The sequence below is a fragment of the Prosthecobacter vanneervenii genome (assembly GCF_014203095.1).
Lineage (GTDB): Bacteria > Verrucomicrobiota > Verrucomicrobiia > Verrucomicrobiales > Verrucomicrobiaceae > Prosthecobacter > Prosthecobacter vanneervenii.
The window spans coordinates 68,073-85,389 of the sequence record NZ_JACHIG010000007.1; the positions used below are offsets into that span (position 1 = coordinate 68,073).

At 60.3% G+C, this 17,317-nt stretch carries 9 protein-coding genes; 2 read left to right on the forward strand and 7 right to left on the reverse strand.

The genetic code is table 11. The annotated features are described in order from the left end of the window. The first annotated feature begins 82 nt into the window (after positions 1 to 82). On the forward strand, positions 83 to 4,081 hold the full coding sequence (locus tag HNQ65_RS16355) for a PAS domain S-box protein (RefSeq protein ID WP_184340846.1): 3,999 nt from the start codon (positions 83 to 85) through the stop codon (positions 4,079 to 4,081). 19 nt (positions 4,082 to 4,100) lie between these two features. Here HNQ65_RS16355 and HNQ65_RS16360 read toward each other — a convergent pair whose 3' ends face one another. Continuing rightward, positions 4,101 to 8,252 (reverse strand): PAS domain-containing protein, encoded by a 4,152-nt coding sequence (locus tag HNQ65_RS16360; protein WP_184340848.1) that lies wholly within the window; start codon positions 8,250 to 8,252, stop codon positions 4,101 to 4,103. A gap of 6 nt (positions 8,253 to 8,258) precedes the next feature. After that, positions 8,259 to 8,738, reverse strand: a complete 480-nt coding sequence (locus HNQ65_RS16365; RefSeq protein ID WP_184340850.1) for a response regulator — start codon at positions 8,736 to 8,738, stop codon at positions 8,259 to 8,261. Positions 8,739 to 8,865: 127 nt separating this feature from the next. Here HNQ65_RS16365 and HNQ65_RS16370 point away from each other — a divergent pair, with 127 nt between their 5' ends. Beyond that, on the forward strand, positions 8,866 to 10,056 hold the full coding sequence (locus HNQ65_RS16370; protein ID WP_184340851.1) for a hybrid sensor histidine kinase/response regulator: 1,191 nt from the start codon (positions 8,866 to 8,868) through the stop codon (positions 10,054 to 10,056). 208 nt (positions 10,057 to 10,264) lie between these two features. Here HNQ65_RS16370 and HNQ65_RS16375 read toward each other — a convergent pair whose 3' ends face one another. The 5 genes from HNQ65_RS16375 to HNQ65_RS16395 all read right to left on the reverse strand — a co-directional run bounded on the left by HNQ65_RS16375 (position 10,265) and on the right by HNQ65_RS16395 (position 17,165). Further along, positions 10,265 to 11,824, reverse strand: coding sequence for a N,N-dimethylformamidase beta subunit family domain-containing protein (locus HNQ65_RS16375; RefSeq protein ID WP_184340853.1), 1,560 nt, complete (start codon positions 11,822 to 11,824; stop codon positions 10,265 to 10,267). A 48-nt stretch (positions 11,825 to 11,872) separates the two neighbouring features. Then, complete coding sequence (locus HNQ65_RS16380) at positions 11,873 to 13,309, reverse strand: DUF1501 domain-containing protein (protein WP_221306191.1); 1,437 nt, start codon at positions 13,307 to 13,309, stop codon at positions 11,873 to 11,875. Between the two features lie 81 nt (positions 13,310 to 13,390). After that, positions 13,391 to 14,800, reverse strand: coding sequence for a hypothetical protein (locus tag HNQ65_RS16385; protein WP_221306192.1), 1,410 nt, complete (start codon positions 14,798 to 14,800; stop codon positions 13,391 to 13,393). 16 nt (positions 14,801 to 14,816) lie between these two features. Then, positions 14,817 to 15,608: a Kelch repeat-containing protein gene (locus HNQ65_RS16390; RefSeq protein ID WP_184340857.1), complete on the reverse strand. Its 792-nt coding sequence runs from the start codon at positions 15,606 to 15,608 to the stop codon at positions 14,817 to 14,819. A 105-nt stretch (positions 15,609 to 15,713) separates the two neighbouring features. Beyond that, positions 15,714 to 17,165, reverse strand: a complete 1,452-nt coding sequence (locus tag HNQ65_RS16395) for a hypothetical protein (RefSeq protein ID WP_221306193.1) — start codon at positions 17,163 to 17,165, stop codon at positions 15,714 to 15,716. Positions 17,166 to 17,317 lie beyond the last annotated feature (152 nt).

Below are 17,317 nucleotides of genomic sequence, written 5' to 3' on the forward strand. Positions count from 1 at the left end.
GAAAAATGTTCAAAAATTCTCTGCTCAGCGGCGATAGTGAACTCGCAAAAAATGGGAGGGTGGGCCGGGATTTCATTTTATCATGAAATCTGAAGGCTCAGATTTCAGCATGAATGTGAGGGGGCAGGCTCTCGCCAGCAGCATGGTCATCCAGGCAGGGCATGATGGTGTCGTGCATTCGACGCATGGGGCATTGAAGCTGGGGCTGGCGGAGGGGGCGCAGATTCTGGGGACGGGGCCAGGCGAGGACTGCTTTGAGTTTTTTGCAACGAAATGCGAAGCTGTGTTTGAGGGTGTGGACCAGTGGGTGACTGCGCTGAGAGAAGTGCTGGGGCAGTGCTCAGCGGGAGTGAGGATCGAGTCGTGCACGACGGGAACCAAGCCTCTGCTGTGGGTGGAGCTCACAGTGCTGCCACTAACGGTGGACGGCGGCCCGGGGGCGCTGGTTACCTGCGTGGACATTTCTGTTCGCAAGAACGAGGAGCTGGAACTCCGCGCTCGTGATCTGCAGGGGCGTGCCATTGTGGATTCCGAGCCCGAGTGTGTGAAGGTGGTGGATCGTGAAGGAAGGCTGCTCGAAATGAACCCCGCCGGACTGAAGATCATCGGCGCTGACAGCCTGGAGCAGGTGCAGGGCATGGAAATCACGAAGCTGGTGCATCGTGAAGACCAGGAAAAATTCCTGCAACTGCACCAACGTGTGATGGCCGGGGGAGCGGGGAGTGAGGTATTCCGTGTGGCCGGGATGAAAGGCAGGCTGGTCTGGGTGGAGACGCACTCGGTGCCGCTGAGAGATGCGAAGGGGCAGGTGGTCTCGGTGCTGAGCGTGTCGCGCGATATTTCTGAAACCAAAAGGGTGGAAGCAAGGCTGCGCCAGAATGAAGCGACGATGGCGGTGGCGCAGAGGATTTCACATTTTGGCAGCTGGGAGCTGGACCTGAAGGAGGAGAACGTCAACCCTACCGGCCGGCTTAGCTGGTCTGACGAGGTGTACCGGATTTTTGGCTACGAGGTGGGGGGCATCGAAACCACGAATGAGAATTTTTTCCGTTTGGTGCATCCAGAAGATCGTGAGCAGATCCGGCTGGCGGTGAGTGAAGCGATCCGTACTCGGGGGAGGTACTCGATCGACCACCGCATCATCCTGCCGAACGGAGAGGTGAGGTACATCCATGAGGACGCGCAGATTTTTCTGGATGAGCATACGGGCCGACCGGTGAAGATGGTGGGAACGGCGCATGACATCACGGAACGCAAACTGGCGGAGGAGGCATTCAAGAGCAGCGAGCTGCGCTTCCGGCGTGCGTTTGACAACGCGACGGTGGGCTTTGCGATCACTGACACGCGTGGTGGGATCCTGCACATCAACAAGCATTACTGCCAGATCACGGGATATGCGGAGAATGAGATGATCGGACGTAGCTTTGCGGCGATCACGCATCCGGAGGATGTGAGACGCAAGCAGGAGCTGAACAAACGGCTGCTGGCAGGGGAGATCACCGACTTTGTAGTGGAGAAGCGCTATCTGCGGAAGAACGGCAAGGTGGCGTGGGTGGAGAACAGTGTATCGGCAATCCATGACGCGACTGGCGCGGTGCAAAACATGGTGGTGCTTTGCAAGGACATCACCAAGTCGAGGCAGGACCAGGAGCAGCTTCAACTGCTGGAGACGAGCGTTGCGCACCTGAACGACATCGTGATCATCACGGATGCGGAGCCGCTGCAGGAGCCGGGCCCGAGGATCGTGTTTGTGAACGAGGCATTTACGAAGCAGACGGGATACACGCCGGAAGAGGCGCTGGGGTGCAGCCCGCGGTTTTTGCAAGGGCCTGGAAGCGACCGCTTTGCCCTGGCGCGGATGCATGCGGCGCTGGCGCAGGGGCTGCCGATCAAGGAGGAGCTGACGAACTACCGGAAGGACGGTTCGTCGTTTGCGGTGGAGATGGACGTGGTGCCGATGGCGGATGCGAGCGGGAAGACGACGCATTTTGTGGCGGTGCAGCGTGACATCACGGCACGCAAAGAGGCGGCGGACCGGCTGTGGAAGAGCAACCTGAGGTATGAGAGGCAGCACATCGCGCTGGCACGGATGATCCGCGGAGGAGTAATGCAGGCGGTGCATCTGGATGCGGCGTTCCGGCTGATCACGGAAGAGATTGCGCATGCGATGGAGGTGGAGCGTGTGAGCATCTGGCGGTATGACCAGAGCCGGAGCATGATCGTGTGCCAGGTGCTGTTTGAATCCGCGGCGCGGCGGCATTCGTCCGGCGCGGAGCTGCACTGCAAGGATTTTCCGGCGTATTTCCGCGCGATGGCGCAGAACGAAACGATCGCCGCAGATGATGCGCGGAAAGATGCACGCACGTGCGAGTTTACGGAGAGCTATCTGACGCCGCTGGGCATTACGTCCATGCTGGATGCGCCGCTGCATGTGGGGGGCGTGCTGGCGGGGGTATTATGTCACGAGCATGTGGGGCCGCAGAGGACGTGGCTGCCGGAGGAGAAGAGCTTTGCCACCTCGCTGGCGCATTTCATTTCCCTTGTGCTAGCGCAGTGGGAGCGCAGGCAGGTGGAGGAGATGCTGCGGCAGCAGGCTTCATTGCTGGACAAGGCGAACGACGCGATCCTGGTGCGTGGTCTTGACCACCGGATCACCTACTGGAACAAGAGCGCGGAGAAACTCTATGGCTGGACGGCGGAGGAGGCTTGCGGGCGCAAGGTCTCGGAGCTTCTGTATCTTGACCCTGCGCAGTTTGAGGAAAGAAACAGCAAGGTGTTGAGTCATGGTGAGTGGGCAGGAGAGGTGCAGCAGGTGTCCAAATCGGGTGTGGTAATCACGGTGGAAGGGCGCTGGACGCTGGTACGAGACATTGAGGGCAAGCCCAAGTGCATCCTGGCCATCAACACAAACATCACTGAGCAGAAGCGCCTTGAGGACCAGTTCCTGCGGGCGCAGCGGATGGAGAGCATCGGCACGCTGGCGGGCGGGATAGCCCATGACCTGAACAATGTGCTGACACCGATCCTGATGTCTGTGGATCTGCTGAATCTACGAATCAAGGATGCGTCGTTCAGGGAGACACTGGACACCATCGCCGCCAGTGCACGGCGCGGGGCGGACATGCTGAACCAGGTGCTCTCGTTTGCGCGGGGGATGGAGGGGCAGAAGACGCAGCTGCAAGTGAGCCGGTTGCTGCAGGATCTGGCGCGGATCGTTGGGGACACCTTCCCCAAAAACATCCATCTGCGGGTGAAGGACGAACTGCATGAGAGCGGAGTCGTGACCGGAGACCCCACCCAGCTCCATCAAGTGCTGCTGAATCTTTGCGTGAATGCTCGTGACGCGATGCCGGGCGGAGGCAAGCTGACGATCAGCGCGGAGCACATCCTGATCGATGCGCAGTATGCAGCCATGAACATCGAGGCACGTGAGGGGCCGCACATCATGATCAGTGTGGAGGACGACGGGCTGGGCATCGCGCCAGAGTTGATGCCAAAGATTTTTGACCCCTTCTTCACCACCAAGGAGATGGGCAAGGGCACCGGGCTGGGGCTTTCCACCTCCCTGGCCATCATGAAAAGCCATGGCGGGTTCTTCCGTGTGTATAGCGAGCCTGGTCAGGGGTCCTGCTTCCGGGTGTACCTGCCGACGCAACCTTCGGAGATGATGGCGAGGCCAGTGGTGGACGAGCCAGTGCTGCCGCGTGGAAACAATGAACTGGTGCTGCTGGTGGATGACGAGGCAGCTGTGAGGGAGATCACACGACAGACACTGGAAGCCTATGGCTATCGAGTGCTGCTGGCTGCCGACGGTGCGGAGGCGGTTTCTGTCTATGCCAAGCAGCAGAATGAGATTGCGCTGGTGCTGACGGACATGCGCATGCCGGTCATGGACGGCTCAACCACCATTCAAGTGTTGATGAAAATGAACCCTGACGTCTGCATCATCGCGGCCAGCGGCATCAATTCCAACAACGGCGTCGCCAGGTCTGCAGGAGCGGGAGTGAGGCAGTTTCTGCCCAAGCCGTACACGGCCGAAACGATTCTGCGTGCGCTTTATCATGCTCTGCATGGTGAATGAGCGCTGAGGCTGCATGGAATCAGGCCGTTTTGGGGGCGTTTTGCAGCACGTCGCTGAGTGCCTCAAGCAGGGCGTCGGCGTTGTAGGGTTTGCGCAGGAAATGCTTTACTCCGAGACTGTTGACCTGGGCCTGCATCTGGTGGCTCAGACCGCTGGCGCCGATGATCGGCAGCGAGGGATGGATCTTGAGCAGCGCCTGAATGAGGGTGGGGCCGTCCATGTTGGGCATCATCATGTCCGTGATGAGGGCAGCTGGCTTTTCCGCGCTTTTGAGGAAGGTGGCGATGGCGTCTGTGCCATCGCTGGCAGCGATGACCCGGTAGCCGAAAGTTTCCAGCGTGTGCTTGGTGGCCGTGAGGATGGCGCTTTCATCATCCACGATGAGGATGAGTTCGCCCTGGCCCATGCGGCGTGGAATTTCGACGACCTGAGCCTCTTTGATCTCGGTGTCGGTCTTGGCGGGAAGGTAAACACGGAACACCGTGCCTTTGCCCATGCGGCTGGTGAGATCGATGAAGCCGTGGTGCGATTTGACGATGCCGAGGGTGGTGGCCAGACCGAGACCGGTGCCCTTGCCCATTTCCTTGGTGGTGAAGAAAGGGTCGAAAATGCGGTCCCGAACTTCGAGCGGGATGCCGGTGCCGGTATCCCGAACTTCGAGGACTACATGAGGTCCAGTGGTGGCGTCCGGGTGCATGCTGGCAAACTGCTCGTCCACGACCATGTTGCTGGCGGTGATGTCCAGCTCCCCGCCGGAGGGCATGGCGTCCCGGGCGTTGACGCTGAGATTGAGCAGCACCTGATGCAGCTGGGTGGGGTCTCCTTCCACATTCCAGGTGTCCTCAGCACAGGAGATGCGGCACTTGATGAACTTGGGGAAGGTTTCGTGGATGAGCTGCTCGATCTCCTGGAGCACATCCTGCAGGCGCAGGCGCATGCTGCGGCCTTCGACTCCACGAGCGAAGCTGAGGATCTGCTTCACCATTTCCGCGCCGCGGTTGGCGCTGTTTTCCATGGCGTTGAGCAGATCAATGTCCCGCGGCTGCTGCAGCTTCATGCGCAGGATGCTCAGGGACATGAGGATGGGGGTGAGCACGTTGTTCAGGTCATGCGCCACGCCGCCTGCCAGGGTGCCGATGCTCTCCAGACGCTGGTTGCGCAGTGACTGTGACTCCATGCGGCGTTTTTCAGTGACATCAGTCATGAAGCCTTCGAGGTGGCGGATGACGCCATCTTCGGAAGGGATGCCCTGGCCGCGCTCCCAGATCCACTTCACCGCGCCCTCGGCGGTGCGGATGCGGTAGCTGACTTCAAACCGTTTGCCTGCTGCGACGGCTTCGTTCACGATCTGCCGCACCTGATCACGGTCCTCAGGGTGAATGAGGTCGCCGAAGAAGACGTCGCCATTGCTGGCGAACATGTCGGCTTCGTAACCTGTGAGCTCCAGGCAGCCCTCGCTGATGAACTCGAGAGTCCATTTTTCGTCGATGAGAGAGCGGTAGGCGGCGCCGGGCAGGTTTCCCATGAGCGTCGAGATCATGCGCTCGTTTTCACGAAGGGCCTCGATGGCCTGCTGGCGTTCTTTCTCGCGTTCAACGGTCTCCATGGCAAAGGAGAGGTCGTTGGCGAGAGCGCTGAGGACGCGGATTTCCTCTTCTTGGAAGCAGTCGCGCTCGTCGGCATAGATAAGCAGCACGCCCAGAGGAGTGCCGCCGGGTTTCAGGGGGAAGGCGGCACAGGAACGGAAGCCGCGCTCCAGTGCCCGCTCGCGGAAATAGAAGGTCTCGTCGTGCTCGATGTCGTTGGAGATTTCATGCGTGCCGCTGCGGAAGACACGCCCTGCCGGGCCGCGGCCCGAGGGGTGATCTCCGCGGGTGATGAGGGTCAGGCCATCGAGGTAGCTCTGATAGCTGCCGGCGCATGCGGCGGGCTTCAGCACCTGGGATGCTTCATCGTAGAAGCCGATCCAGGCCATTTTCATGCTGCCTTTTTCCACGGCGATGTTGACGGCGGCTTCATAAAGCAGCTGGGGCTCGCGGATGCGGACGATGGCCTCGTTGATGCTGCTGGACATGGCGTGCAGCCGGTTCAGGCGCAGAAGGCGCTGCTCGTCGAGCTTGCGTTCGTGGATGTCGAGCGCAGAGCCCGCCATGCGGTAGGGCTCGCCATTTTTGTCCCAGAGTGCCTGGCCGCGCGCCTCAAACCAGCGGTAGCCGCCCGACTTTACCTGTACACGGAATTCGATGCAGTATTCCTTGCGGTATTCCAGGTGGCTTTCGAGCGCGGCACGCACGAGCGGCAGGTCATTGGGATGCATGCGCTGCTCCCAGGCAAAAAACAAGCTGGGGAACTCCTCATGGGTGTAGCCGAGCAGCTCGCGAAAGCGCGCAGAATAATAGACGCCGCCAGTGCGGATGTCCCAGTCCCACACACCGCCTGTGGAACCGGTGGCTGCCAGTGCGTAGCGCTCCTCGCTCTGCCGGAGGGCCATCTCCGCCTGATGGCGCTCCATCTCTGCGGCGGCGCGTACTGCAAAGAGCTGAAACATGGCCTGAAGCCTCTCCCTGTGGTCGAGGGCTTTGTCGCTAAACACCGAGATGACACCGATGACACGGCCGTCCGTGGCATGGAGGGGCATGCCCATGTAGCTGTTGGCGTCCAGCTCCTGGAGGAGCTGGTCGTCCGGGAAGTGTTTGCGCACATCGCGGTCATAGTAGCAGACGTCGCCGCTGGCTACATTGTAACAGGGAGTGCCTACCAGGGAGCAGGTCTTGTTTGGCAGGATCTTGCCATCTGCGCAGAAGCCGAGAGTACGCACCATGCGGTCGCGTTCCGGCAGGAGCATGGCGACGGCGGCGTATCTGGCCTCAACGGCACGCGCCACCTGAAGGCAGAGGGACTGGAAGAAAGTCTCGCCACTGCGTGCGTCCACGCCTTCCGCCATGGCGCGGAGGGCTTCCTCCACTTTTTTTTCCACGGTGATGTCCGAGGCCAAGGAGAGGATGGACTGCAGCTCCCCCTCTTCATTGAGAAGGGCGGAGTGGTGCCACTCGCAGACGATCACGCGGCCGTCGTTGGTGAAATTGCGGTTGATGCAGGTGTTGCGGGATTCGAAGCGGTTGAGGAGGCGGTTGAGCGTGGCCTCCACACGCGGGACATCGTCAGGGTGGGTGAAATGCCAGTCTTGATGGCTGCGGCCCATGACGGAGGCTTCTTTCCAGCCAAAGATTTTTTCCGCCTGAGGAGACCACCGGCAGATGCGCCCGCTGGTGTCATATTCCACCAGGGCCAGCGAGGTGTTTTCCAGATGGTAAAGGAGTGTGGCGTGCGCCTGCTGCTGGAGGGCCTCCTCCTGTTCACGGCGTGCGGTGAAGTCACGCAGATTTCCGATGATCGCCACCGGCCTGCCTTCGCTGTCCCTGACTATGGAGCGGTGGTCGCTGATCCATCGGTAGCCATTATTTTTATGCTGGAAGCGGTATTCCAGCACGGACTCGAAATCCCCGTCGAGGTCGCGGGACATGAGTTTTTCAAGCCTGTCGCGTTTTTGCTGGAAGTCCTCTGGGTGAATCCGGGAGAACATGAAGCGGATTCCGCCTGCAATGCACTCCTCAATGCTGAAGCCGAGCACCTGCTCCACCGCCGGGCTGATGTAGTCGTAGGTGAGCGTGGGCAGGCTGAGGCAGTAAACGGGGTCTTTGGAGTTTCCGAGAACGGTGCGGAAGCGCTCTTCGCTACGACGGAGTTCGCTTTCGGTCTGTTTGCGCCGGGAGATGTCACGCACGGTGACGACGAGGCGCACATGGCGCAGGATCTCGACCTTTCGCATGCTCACCTCCACCCAAAAAATGCGCCCGGAGACCGAACGGGCCTGCCATTCGAAAAGCTGCGGGCCGCTTTCCGCCTTCTTCATCCACTGCAGGGCCTCCTCCAGGGTATAGGGGGGAATGTTGACGCTGAGATCCGCTATGGACATGCGCCGTATTTCCTGGGCGCTGCAGCCATACATCTCACAGGCGCGCTGGTTGACCTCCAGGATCATTCCGGTGGCGGGGTCGTGGATGAACACGGCGTCGTTCAGGCAGTCAAAGACGCTGCGGAACCAGTCGTCCTGAAGCGTGACGTCCAGGTCATTTTTGGCTGCGGCTCTGGGCATGGTGGGAGTGATCATGGCTCATCAGTGGGCAGTCATTAACCGGCCTGTGCCAGTTCCAGTCGTACCCCCAGAAGGCACGGGAGACGCAGCATCCTCCGGGCCGCAGATGGAGGTAATCTCATCTGCCAGAGCCTTGAGCCCCTGCTCCTTGGAGATGAATCCATGGACATCATGCCGGCTCAGCACCGGCAGCATGTCGGCCGCTGAGTGGCTGCTCAGAACGATGACTTTGACTTCTGGAGAGAGGAGAGAAGCGCTTTGCTCCAGCAGGTCGATAGCCGAGCCGTCTGGAAGGGTCATGTCCGCCACGACCACATTGATCCGGCGCGTCTTTAAAAGCGGCAGAGCGGCGGCCACGCAATCTGCCTCAAGCAGATCATATTCAGGCAGATAAGCGCCCAAGGCGGCCCTGACCACATCACGATACATGTCATGATCCTCCACCAGCAGGATGATCCTGGAATTTCCTGAACGATTGGAATGCCAATTTGCCTGCTGCATGAATGCTCGTTAGTTTCTGAGTGTGTCTAAAATCCGCAGTAACATACAGCAAATCTGGCACGTGTAGTGTTGAAGGACGATAATGAATAATCATTTAGACCGAGCTAAATTTCATCAGCATGACGCCATGCGGCCGAGTTTTTCGTTTTTGGAAGGTACCGTCGAAGAGCGGATCGACTTTCTTGGGAGCATGGGGCATGAACTGCGCAACCCGCTTGCGAACATGATTGCACAGGTTGAGACCCTGCTGGCGGGGGTGTACGGACCGCTGCAAAACACGCAGGAGAATGCCGTGGCGGCGATCAGGGACAGCACGCAGAGAATGCTGCGACTGGTGACGGATCTAGTGGATGTGGGCAGGATCGAGGCGGGAGTGACGCCGCTGACACCCATGCCATGCCTGGTGCGCGAGTGCTTTGAGAATGGCAAGGCCGAGGTGGAAGCACTGGCGCAGTCGCGATCCATCCAGGTGGTGGCAGATGTGCGGCCCAAGGATCTTGGGGTGGTTGCGGATGCACGGAGGCTGGAGCAGATCATCGCCGAACTGCTGGTTGCGGCGCTGCTGTCCATGAAAACGGGCGGGCTACTGAAGCTGGCCATCACGCATGAGCAGGGCGGGCTGGTGCTGCAGACGCAGTGCGGAGCCGGACAAGCAGCGGGGCATGACGGCCCAGAACAGGTCCTGGGACGTCTGGGAAAAATCCGCCCCATCGGGCTGGCGCTGCTGCAGAAACTGGTGCAGGTACATGGCGGAACTTTTGTACTGAATGAGATGACGGACCAGGATTTTGGAATGTGCATCCGCGTGCCCGTGAGCAGGTCTGGAGGGAGCATTGTGGAAGAGGTGGAGGCGGTGGCGCCACAAGCAGCGGCTGTGTCCGCCCACGCAGAGTCTGCGGCACCTCTGCCTGCACCTGCTCAGAGTTCGGCGGGCTGTCGTCAATCTTTGATTCTGATTGCTGATGACCAGCCGGCCTTGGTCGCTGTGACGCGCAATTATTTTGAGAGCCTGGGATTTGAGGTGGTGACTGCCCAGGACGGAAGCGAGGCGGTGAAGCAGGCCTGTTTATTGCAGCCGGATCTCATCCTGATGGATGTGCGGATGCCTGTCGTGGACGGGCTGAGCGCCATCCGGCAGATCCGTGCGTCCGAAGATCCCAAGACGCGCGACATTGCCATCGTGAGCCTTTCCGGCCATGCGACTGCGGCTGACAAGGAAAAGTGCCTGGCCGCCGGCGCCAGCGCCTATCTGAACAAGCCGTTTGGCATTCGCGAACTGGACCGGATCATTTCGGAGTTCGTGCGCCCGGCAAGCTGAGCGCGGAGGGACTGCTGCATGAGCCGACTGTGATGCCGGAGACAAGACTCGAACCTGCACTTGTTTCCCGACCAGATCCTAATCCCTGCATCAGCGGGAAGAAAGTCAGGCCTTGGAAACGGGCCTGCAACGGCTGGCCAAAAACCGGGCTCTGCGGATCAATGGGGGACCAAGATGGTCCCCCGCCAGCAGCGCACGTCGTGGATTGCTATGCCAGGACCTTATTCAAAAAGTTCCGGGTGATCTGCTGCACGCGCTCATCGGGGCCAAACGGGCGAGACCAGTGTGACCAAGGCAACGTGTGGCCGGGCGGATGGCTGAGTCCCTGGCACCAGAAGATGGTTGCGGCATTGAAAATGAAGTTGCCTTTTGGTCCTGGGTAAACGGTGGCGGTGTAGTGCGAAGGCGTTTCTCCGCCGACCCACACAGGCCCTTCAGCAATGATTTCCAAGCCGGGGATCTCAGTCGCAGCGAGATTGTGATACTCCCAACCGACGAGGCCGGGAATGCGATCGCCTTTTTTCATCCCCGTGCCTTCGAAAATCCAGTGGCCGGGATTTGTCACGATCCAGTCGCCACCGCCATTGATGGGCCGTCCGTTGCGTGCGCCTATCAGCAGACCTTCGTCGGGGCCATGCTCCGGGAAGGGGCCGTTCTTTTCTTGACGGTCTTTCACATAGTCCTGCCCGCCGCCGTAGGGGCCGCCGCGGAACATGATGCGGTTTTCACGCCCGTCGAAGCCCGCGCGCATGGGCGTCACCCAGCATACCGCGTTGCCAGAGAGGAACATCAGATTCACACCCTCATCGCGCATCTTCTCGACACTGTGGAACTGGCGGATGTCCCAATACTCATCGTGGCCGACGCTGATGAATGTCCGGCACTTCAGGCCGCGATCTGGCGTAAGCATTTCGCTGTTGGAGCAATAGCTGACATCGTAGCCGTGCTGTTCCAGCCAGTAGGAGAGCGGCTGCTCAAAGGAGGTGAACTCGCCGGAGCCGACCGAGAGCGGGTCATTGACAATGCCGGTGTATTGCGACTGCCGCCCGTAAGGGCGGTCGAAACTCACATCGGCCCACGGGCCTTGGTTCCCCTTTGGATGCGTGTAGACTGAATAATGAGTGGGCCAGCGATTGTAGGCCTGCCAGGTGTTGTCCGAGCATTGAAACAGAATGTTCGCAGGCCGCTCGTCGCGCACGATGAAGATGACGTAGGTTTGCCAATAGGGCTTGTCAGACTGCTCCGGCAGCGTGGTGAGCCTGCCAAGATAGACGCCGCTGACCCAGTCTTCGGGAATGGCGAGTGTCGTGGTGGGTTCCCAGCGGCATTCGTGGAGGTCCTTTTCGCCCGGCTTTGGCATCGGCTGAGCCTTGCCATCGAAAGGCCCGAGCACTTTCATCAGCCGCGCTCCTTTGCCGCCGTAGTAACCGGTGCGGAAGATTTCGAGTGTGAACTTCGACTCAGGCGCTGTCGAGACCATGATGTCGATCGTCTCGCCCGCCTTTACACTCTGCCGCGAGCAGTAGCCCTCGATGAACGGCGAGCGAAAGCCGTCCGACTTGTCCAGCCGCACACGGGAGAGCTGCCAGTCGAGGGTGCCCTCCCTGGCGTTCTCCTGGGCGATGACATTGCTCCGCGCAGACTGAGCGGCTGCATGCGCCGGCTCAGGTGCCCCTGCCAGCAGGCCGCCGCCGAGTGCGGTGGTGGCAGAGGTCTTCAAAAAGGCGCGGCGGGAAGAGGTGAAGTCGGGGTCCTTGTCAGTGCTCATGAGAGGGGAAGTTGTGCTGGAGGTCGTTGTTTAAGGTCAGGCATGGGCTCATGCACGGCGATAGCTCAGCTCGGGAATGAGCCGGCCATTCGTCACGATTGGCACCGGGCGGCCGTTGAAGTCGTTGATCGTGGTCCTGGCGGAGTCGATCCCGAGGTGATGGTAGATCGTGGCGAGGAAATCGTGCGCACTGCACGGGCGCTCGATGACATCTTCGCCGCGCTTGTCAGTGGCGCCGATCACGCCGCCAGTCTGGATGCCGCCGCCTGCCCAGAGATTGGAGAAGGCACGCGGCCAGTGGTCGCGGCCTGGCTGCAGCGTGCCAGCGGGGCCGCTGGCATCTCCTGCGCCGGTGCTGCGGTCAAAGGTGATGCGCGGTGTGCGGCCAAACTCGCCGGTGACGACTACCAGCACGCGTTTGTCGAGCCCGCGTGCATGAATATCCTCGATCAGCGCGGCCACGGCCTGATCGTAGTAGCCCATACGAAAGCGCAGTGCCTCAAAGATGTGATGATCCACCGCGTGATCGTCCCACACCTGGGTGCGTCCGCACAACGGCCCGTGCAGGCTGCTGGTGATGATCTCGACGCCGGCCTCCACCAGACGCCGCGCCAGCAGGAGCTGCTGGCCCCAGCGGTTGCGACCGTAGCGGTCGCGCGTCTTGGCATCCTCATTACCGAGGTCAAAGGCATCGCGTGCCTCCGGTGCGGTGAGCAGCGAGGCGGCCTGCGCTTCAAACTCGTCCAGAGCCTGCAGCTCGTGCTGACGGTCAAACGCGCGCTCCAGGCGGTCGAGGCTCTTGCGCAACGCAATGCGGTCGCTGAGGCGTCGCGTCTCTGCGTCATCGGCAAGACCGATGTTGGGCACCTGAAACTGCGGACGGTTCGGGTCCTCGGTGACGGAGAAAGCGCTGAACGCATCGCCGAGATAAGCCGGGCCGCAGTAGGAGCCATTGATGGGATTGACGCTCGTGTAATTTGGCAGCGCATTCGTGCGCTGTCCTTCCTTCGAGCGCAAATAGTGTGCTACTGACATCCAATCAGGCAGGCGTGGCTGCGGTTTGTCCCGGGTGTCGGTGTCGCCAGAGAGCATCTGCATCGTGCCAGCGGGATGCCCGCCCGCCGTCTGATACATGGAGCGCAGCACGGTGAACTTGTCCGCGATCTTCGCCTGCAAAGGCATCAGCTCTGTGAAGCGCAGCCCGGGAACCTTTGTTGCGATCGTTTTGAACGGCCCGCGATACTCGCTGCTCGCATCCGGCTTGGGATCGTAGGTGTCAATATGCGACTGCCCGCCGGGCAGGAAGACAAAGATGACCGCCGTGCGTTCCGATTTTGGTTTGAGCGCATTCTGCGCACGCAGCCGCATCAATCCTGGCCAGCTCATGGAGGCCATGCCGCTAAGTCCGATCTGCATGAAGCTCCTGCGCGAGGTCAGCGGACCCGTGCAACGAATGCGTGGTGGTGTGGGAGGCTCCGAACTCATGGCTAGATCTACCTACGCAACAACCATGCAGGATTCCGTTCGCAGATTAACAAACCTGGCACGGTGGTCGTAAAACAGGCCTCATGGCGCGGCGTGCACGCTCTGCAGCAGCTCCAGAGCTTTGGCGGTGATCTTGACAGACGCCTCGCGCTCGACGCGATTGGTGCCGAGCCATGTTTCGTAGCCGCCGAGGTCGTGCTGACGCGGTGTGGGGAGATAGCCGTTGCTGCCTGAAGCAAGCTCGATGGTGAAGGTGTCTTTGAAGGGGCTCTTGGCTTTGATCTCAAGCCCTGTTTCGGTGAAGACCTCAAAGGGAATGGACGTGATGCCGAGATCGCCGATGCGAAAGGCTTGAATGTAAGCCTGGATCGTGTCGGGCTTGGCTCTCTTCACTTCCATCACACGTTCGGCGTAGGGCTGTTCGAGGCGGTGCACAGGCGTGGCATCTTTTGGCTTGGCGAGTACAGCTTCTGCCCACTTCACCATCTCTGGAGTCGGACGGCGAACGGCGAGCTCCAGATCGCTGGCGGCTGCTTGCAGGGGCACCCAGTCCTGATGCTTGAGGTTTTTGTGCACACGCAGCACCTCCTGCGCGAGGTCGCCTGCGACGACTTTGATCTTTTCATACGGCTTGTAATTCACCGCGGGGGTTTTGCCGCTGTAGTCGTTGCTGTTTACATCACCGCAGGGACCGTTGGGAAGGAGGCCAACGCACGGCGCTCCGAGAGACTGCTCGATGCGGCGGCAGAACTCGCCGAAATAATCTGCCGACAAGTCCTCGCGTGGCACGCCGCCGACATAGTGCAGCCAGTAATTTGCCATCAGTGCGATCTGGCGGCCATCAGTGGCCTGCAGGGAGAGGCAATAGACCTCGGGGTTCGTCGGGCCAGCGGGTCCTTCCAGACGCGGAATGAGCATACTACTCGGATTCATCACAGCGCGGTCTTGTCCGCCAAAAGGATTGGGATTGGTGACACCTTCTTTCAGAATCCAGCGGCGGTTGCCGACCCACTGCGGCAGCTTGCCCGTGCCCCAGGCGATGCGGGCAGGTTCGAGGTTGTTCAGCGCGCGCTTCACGCCATCCACCACGCGGGAGATGACGAGGCTGCGGTAGTCGAACCCTGCCTCTTTGTTGTTGATGGCGGACACGCTGGAGTGCGTGTGGGTGGCGGAGAACATCATGTGAGATGCCGGGATCCCCGTGTCAGCCTCCAGCTTCTTCCTGGCTTCGTCCCAGACATCACGTGCCAGATGAAGATTGTCCGCCACGGCAAAGACCAGCTTTGTCTTGCCGTCATCAAGCGCGAGACAGCGCACATGCAGCTCGTCGTGCACCTGCTTTGAGATGGGCTGCGGAGCAAAGTTGCCCACGATCGTCATGCCGATTGGCGGAGTGATGTTGCTGGTGGCGGCACCGGCTTTGAAGATTTTGTCCTGTGCCGTGGTGACGATGGGGAGAAGGGCAAGGCAGATGAGGAGCGTGTTTTTCATGGTTGAGTCAATGCGTTCAGGGCTTGTCGATGACCAGCCCGGCCTTTTCGTCGACGCGGGCAATGACGACGCGCGCCTCGTTGGCCTTGGTTTTGCCATCGTCGCCTTTGATGGCCGTGTTTTGGGCGATGAGGAAACGACCGCCGCTGATCGGTGCGATGCCGACGGAGGCGTTGAAATCCCATTTGCCGGTGAACTGGAATTTTTCATCTGCCCGCAGCAGCACTGCGGGCTTGCCATAGCAGCCAAACCACCACGAGCCATTGGCATAGGCCACCGTCTGGATGCCCATGAGCGTGTAGCCGCTGGCGAGCACGTGGCGTTTTTGAAAGTGGAAACCCTCGTCGTATTCGTAGAGGTAGTTTTCGTTCACGCCGGGCGGCAGCCCGCCGATGACGATGAACTTTCCGTCGTGATGCTCCATGCCGCCCGCGCCGTGAACCAGTTCGGGCAGGGGGTGTTTCGCAAGCTCCGCGAGAGTGTCGGCATCATAGACATAGACCCACGAATCCGCCGCACCGGCAGGCTGGTTGAACTTTCCAAGGTTCGTCGCTACATAGACGCGGCCGTCGTGGTAGCAGAGATCTCCGTGATGATTGGCCACAGGCACTTTCTTGAGCACACGGCCGCTGGCGTCGGTCTTCACCAGCGCATCGGTCCAGCACCAGTAAATGCAGCCCTTGCCATCGGTGCAGATGCCCTGGAGATGGCGCGGGTAGCTGCCTTCGCAGGCGGTGGCATGAAAGTCATCAGCGGCACGAAGGCCGTGCAGGCTGAGAAGAAGGGAAACAAAAAGGATAAGCCTCATGGGATTGGATATGGGATGGTGCACGCACCGGTTACGTGAAGAGGACGAGTGAATTGGAAATGGCGCGTGCGTGCTGCTCGGTTTCTGCTTCGTGGAGTCGTTCTCTCATTTGCTGGTCTCTTTTGCATCGGGTGCGGGCCAGAGGTCGTTGAAGGCCTTCACGGTTTCATCCACCAGCGCCTGGCCGCCTTCGGGGCCGACCCGGCTGCTTTGAATGATGGCGCTGTAGCTGCCTCCGGCCACGGCGCGGGGTGTCGGCAGGTAGCCGCCCGAGCCGGTCAGCTGAATGAGAAAGGTCTGCACTGCAGGACTACGGGCCTTCATCTGCACGCCGTAGTCGGTGAAGAGTTCAAACTCATTGGTGGCGATGGCCACATCTCCGAGGCGAAGGGCATGCAGCTCCATCTGGAAGACTCCGGCCTTCCCGGATTTCTCAGTTTCGTAGCGGTCCACCACACCTTGATTCCAAAGGTACTTCCATTGCTCCTTAGGGTCGTCCTTGTATTGCTCGACGGCTTTCTGCGCATCGGCCAGCTCCTTCTCCGTCACCTTTCGCCAGGGCAGGTCGATCTTCTTCGTCTGGTGCTGCAGCACCGCACCGGTCACCGGCTCCAGCTTCGCTCCTTCATAGGCCTCCTCCCAGCCACGCACGACACGGCGTGCGACTTCTTCCAGCCGTGTGAGGCCGCGAAGACGGCGCATGCGCTCATCCGCCGCCTTGCCATACATCGGGCGCGGCACCTGGTCTCCTCCGGCTCCGGTCCAGGCCAGGATGTGGAGATCCTTGCCATGACGCTCGCGTAGCTGGCGGCGTACCGGATCCCAGAAGTCGGCGTGGATCACTTTGAGCCCCTCGACTTCCTGGGAAGGGCATGGGACATTCACCGCCGTGGCGATGAGCGTGTTGTTCAGATCCCAGAAGAACAGCACTTCGAGATTGTGATCCTCATATCCTTCGATGCCGCGAAACTCCGGCACGTTGGTGGGGCCGTACATTTTCGCGGTTCCGTCCGCGTAGGTCGCACGGCGGTTCTGAGCGATCACCGCCTGTCCCTGGCCCCAGCCTGCTTTGGCGGGCTTGCGCTGTTCCCAGCTTTGCGCCGCAGCTGCCACGATACGCTCCACCAGGAAGTCGGTGTATTCCATCGGCAGCATCACTTTTTTGCCCAGCAGGCTGTAGCGATCCCCCTTCATCGTCACCGGCGCGGTGTGAGTGTGCGTGGCATTGAGGACGAGCTTGTTGAGATCAAATCCGGGCAGCCTGTCCCTGGCCTTCTCGCGCACCAGCTCGATGAGCCCTTCGCGGATGGCCACGATGTCACAGGAAACCATGATGGCCTGATCCAGCACCCGGTCTCCCTCGCGCGATTCCAGGCCCAGTGCGGTGGCAAAGATATGCGTCTCGGGTTTTTCAGAGATGCGCACGTGCATTTGTCCGTCGAGTGCCACGGGACGATCTGGCGTGATGTCCACCGTGGTCGCGCCCACATGAAGATCTGATGCGGAGGTAGAAGCGGCAAGGCTTGCGATGCAAAGAGAGAACAGGAAAAGACGCATTGGGGTAATACCCCTCACCCACAAGATTCTTGTCATGGTTTTTGCTCTGAGGCCGATACCACAATCGGCTTTGGTTCCAATAGACACGATAAGCGTCACCAACAGAGTGCGTAGAGTCATGCCTCGTCTGACAAGACACGCCCTCCACTACC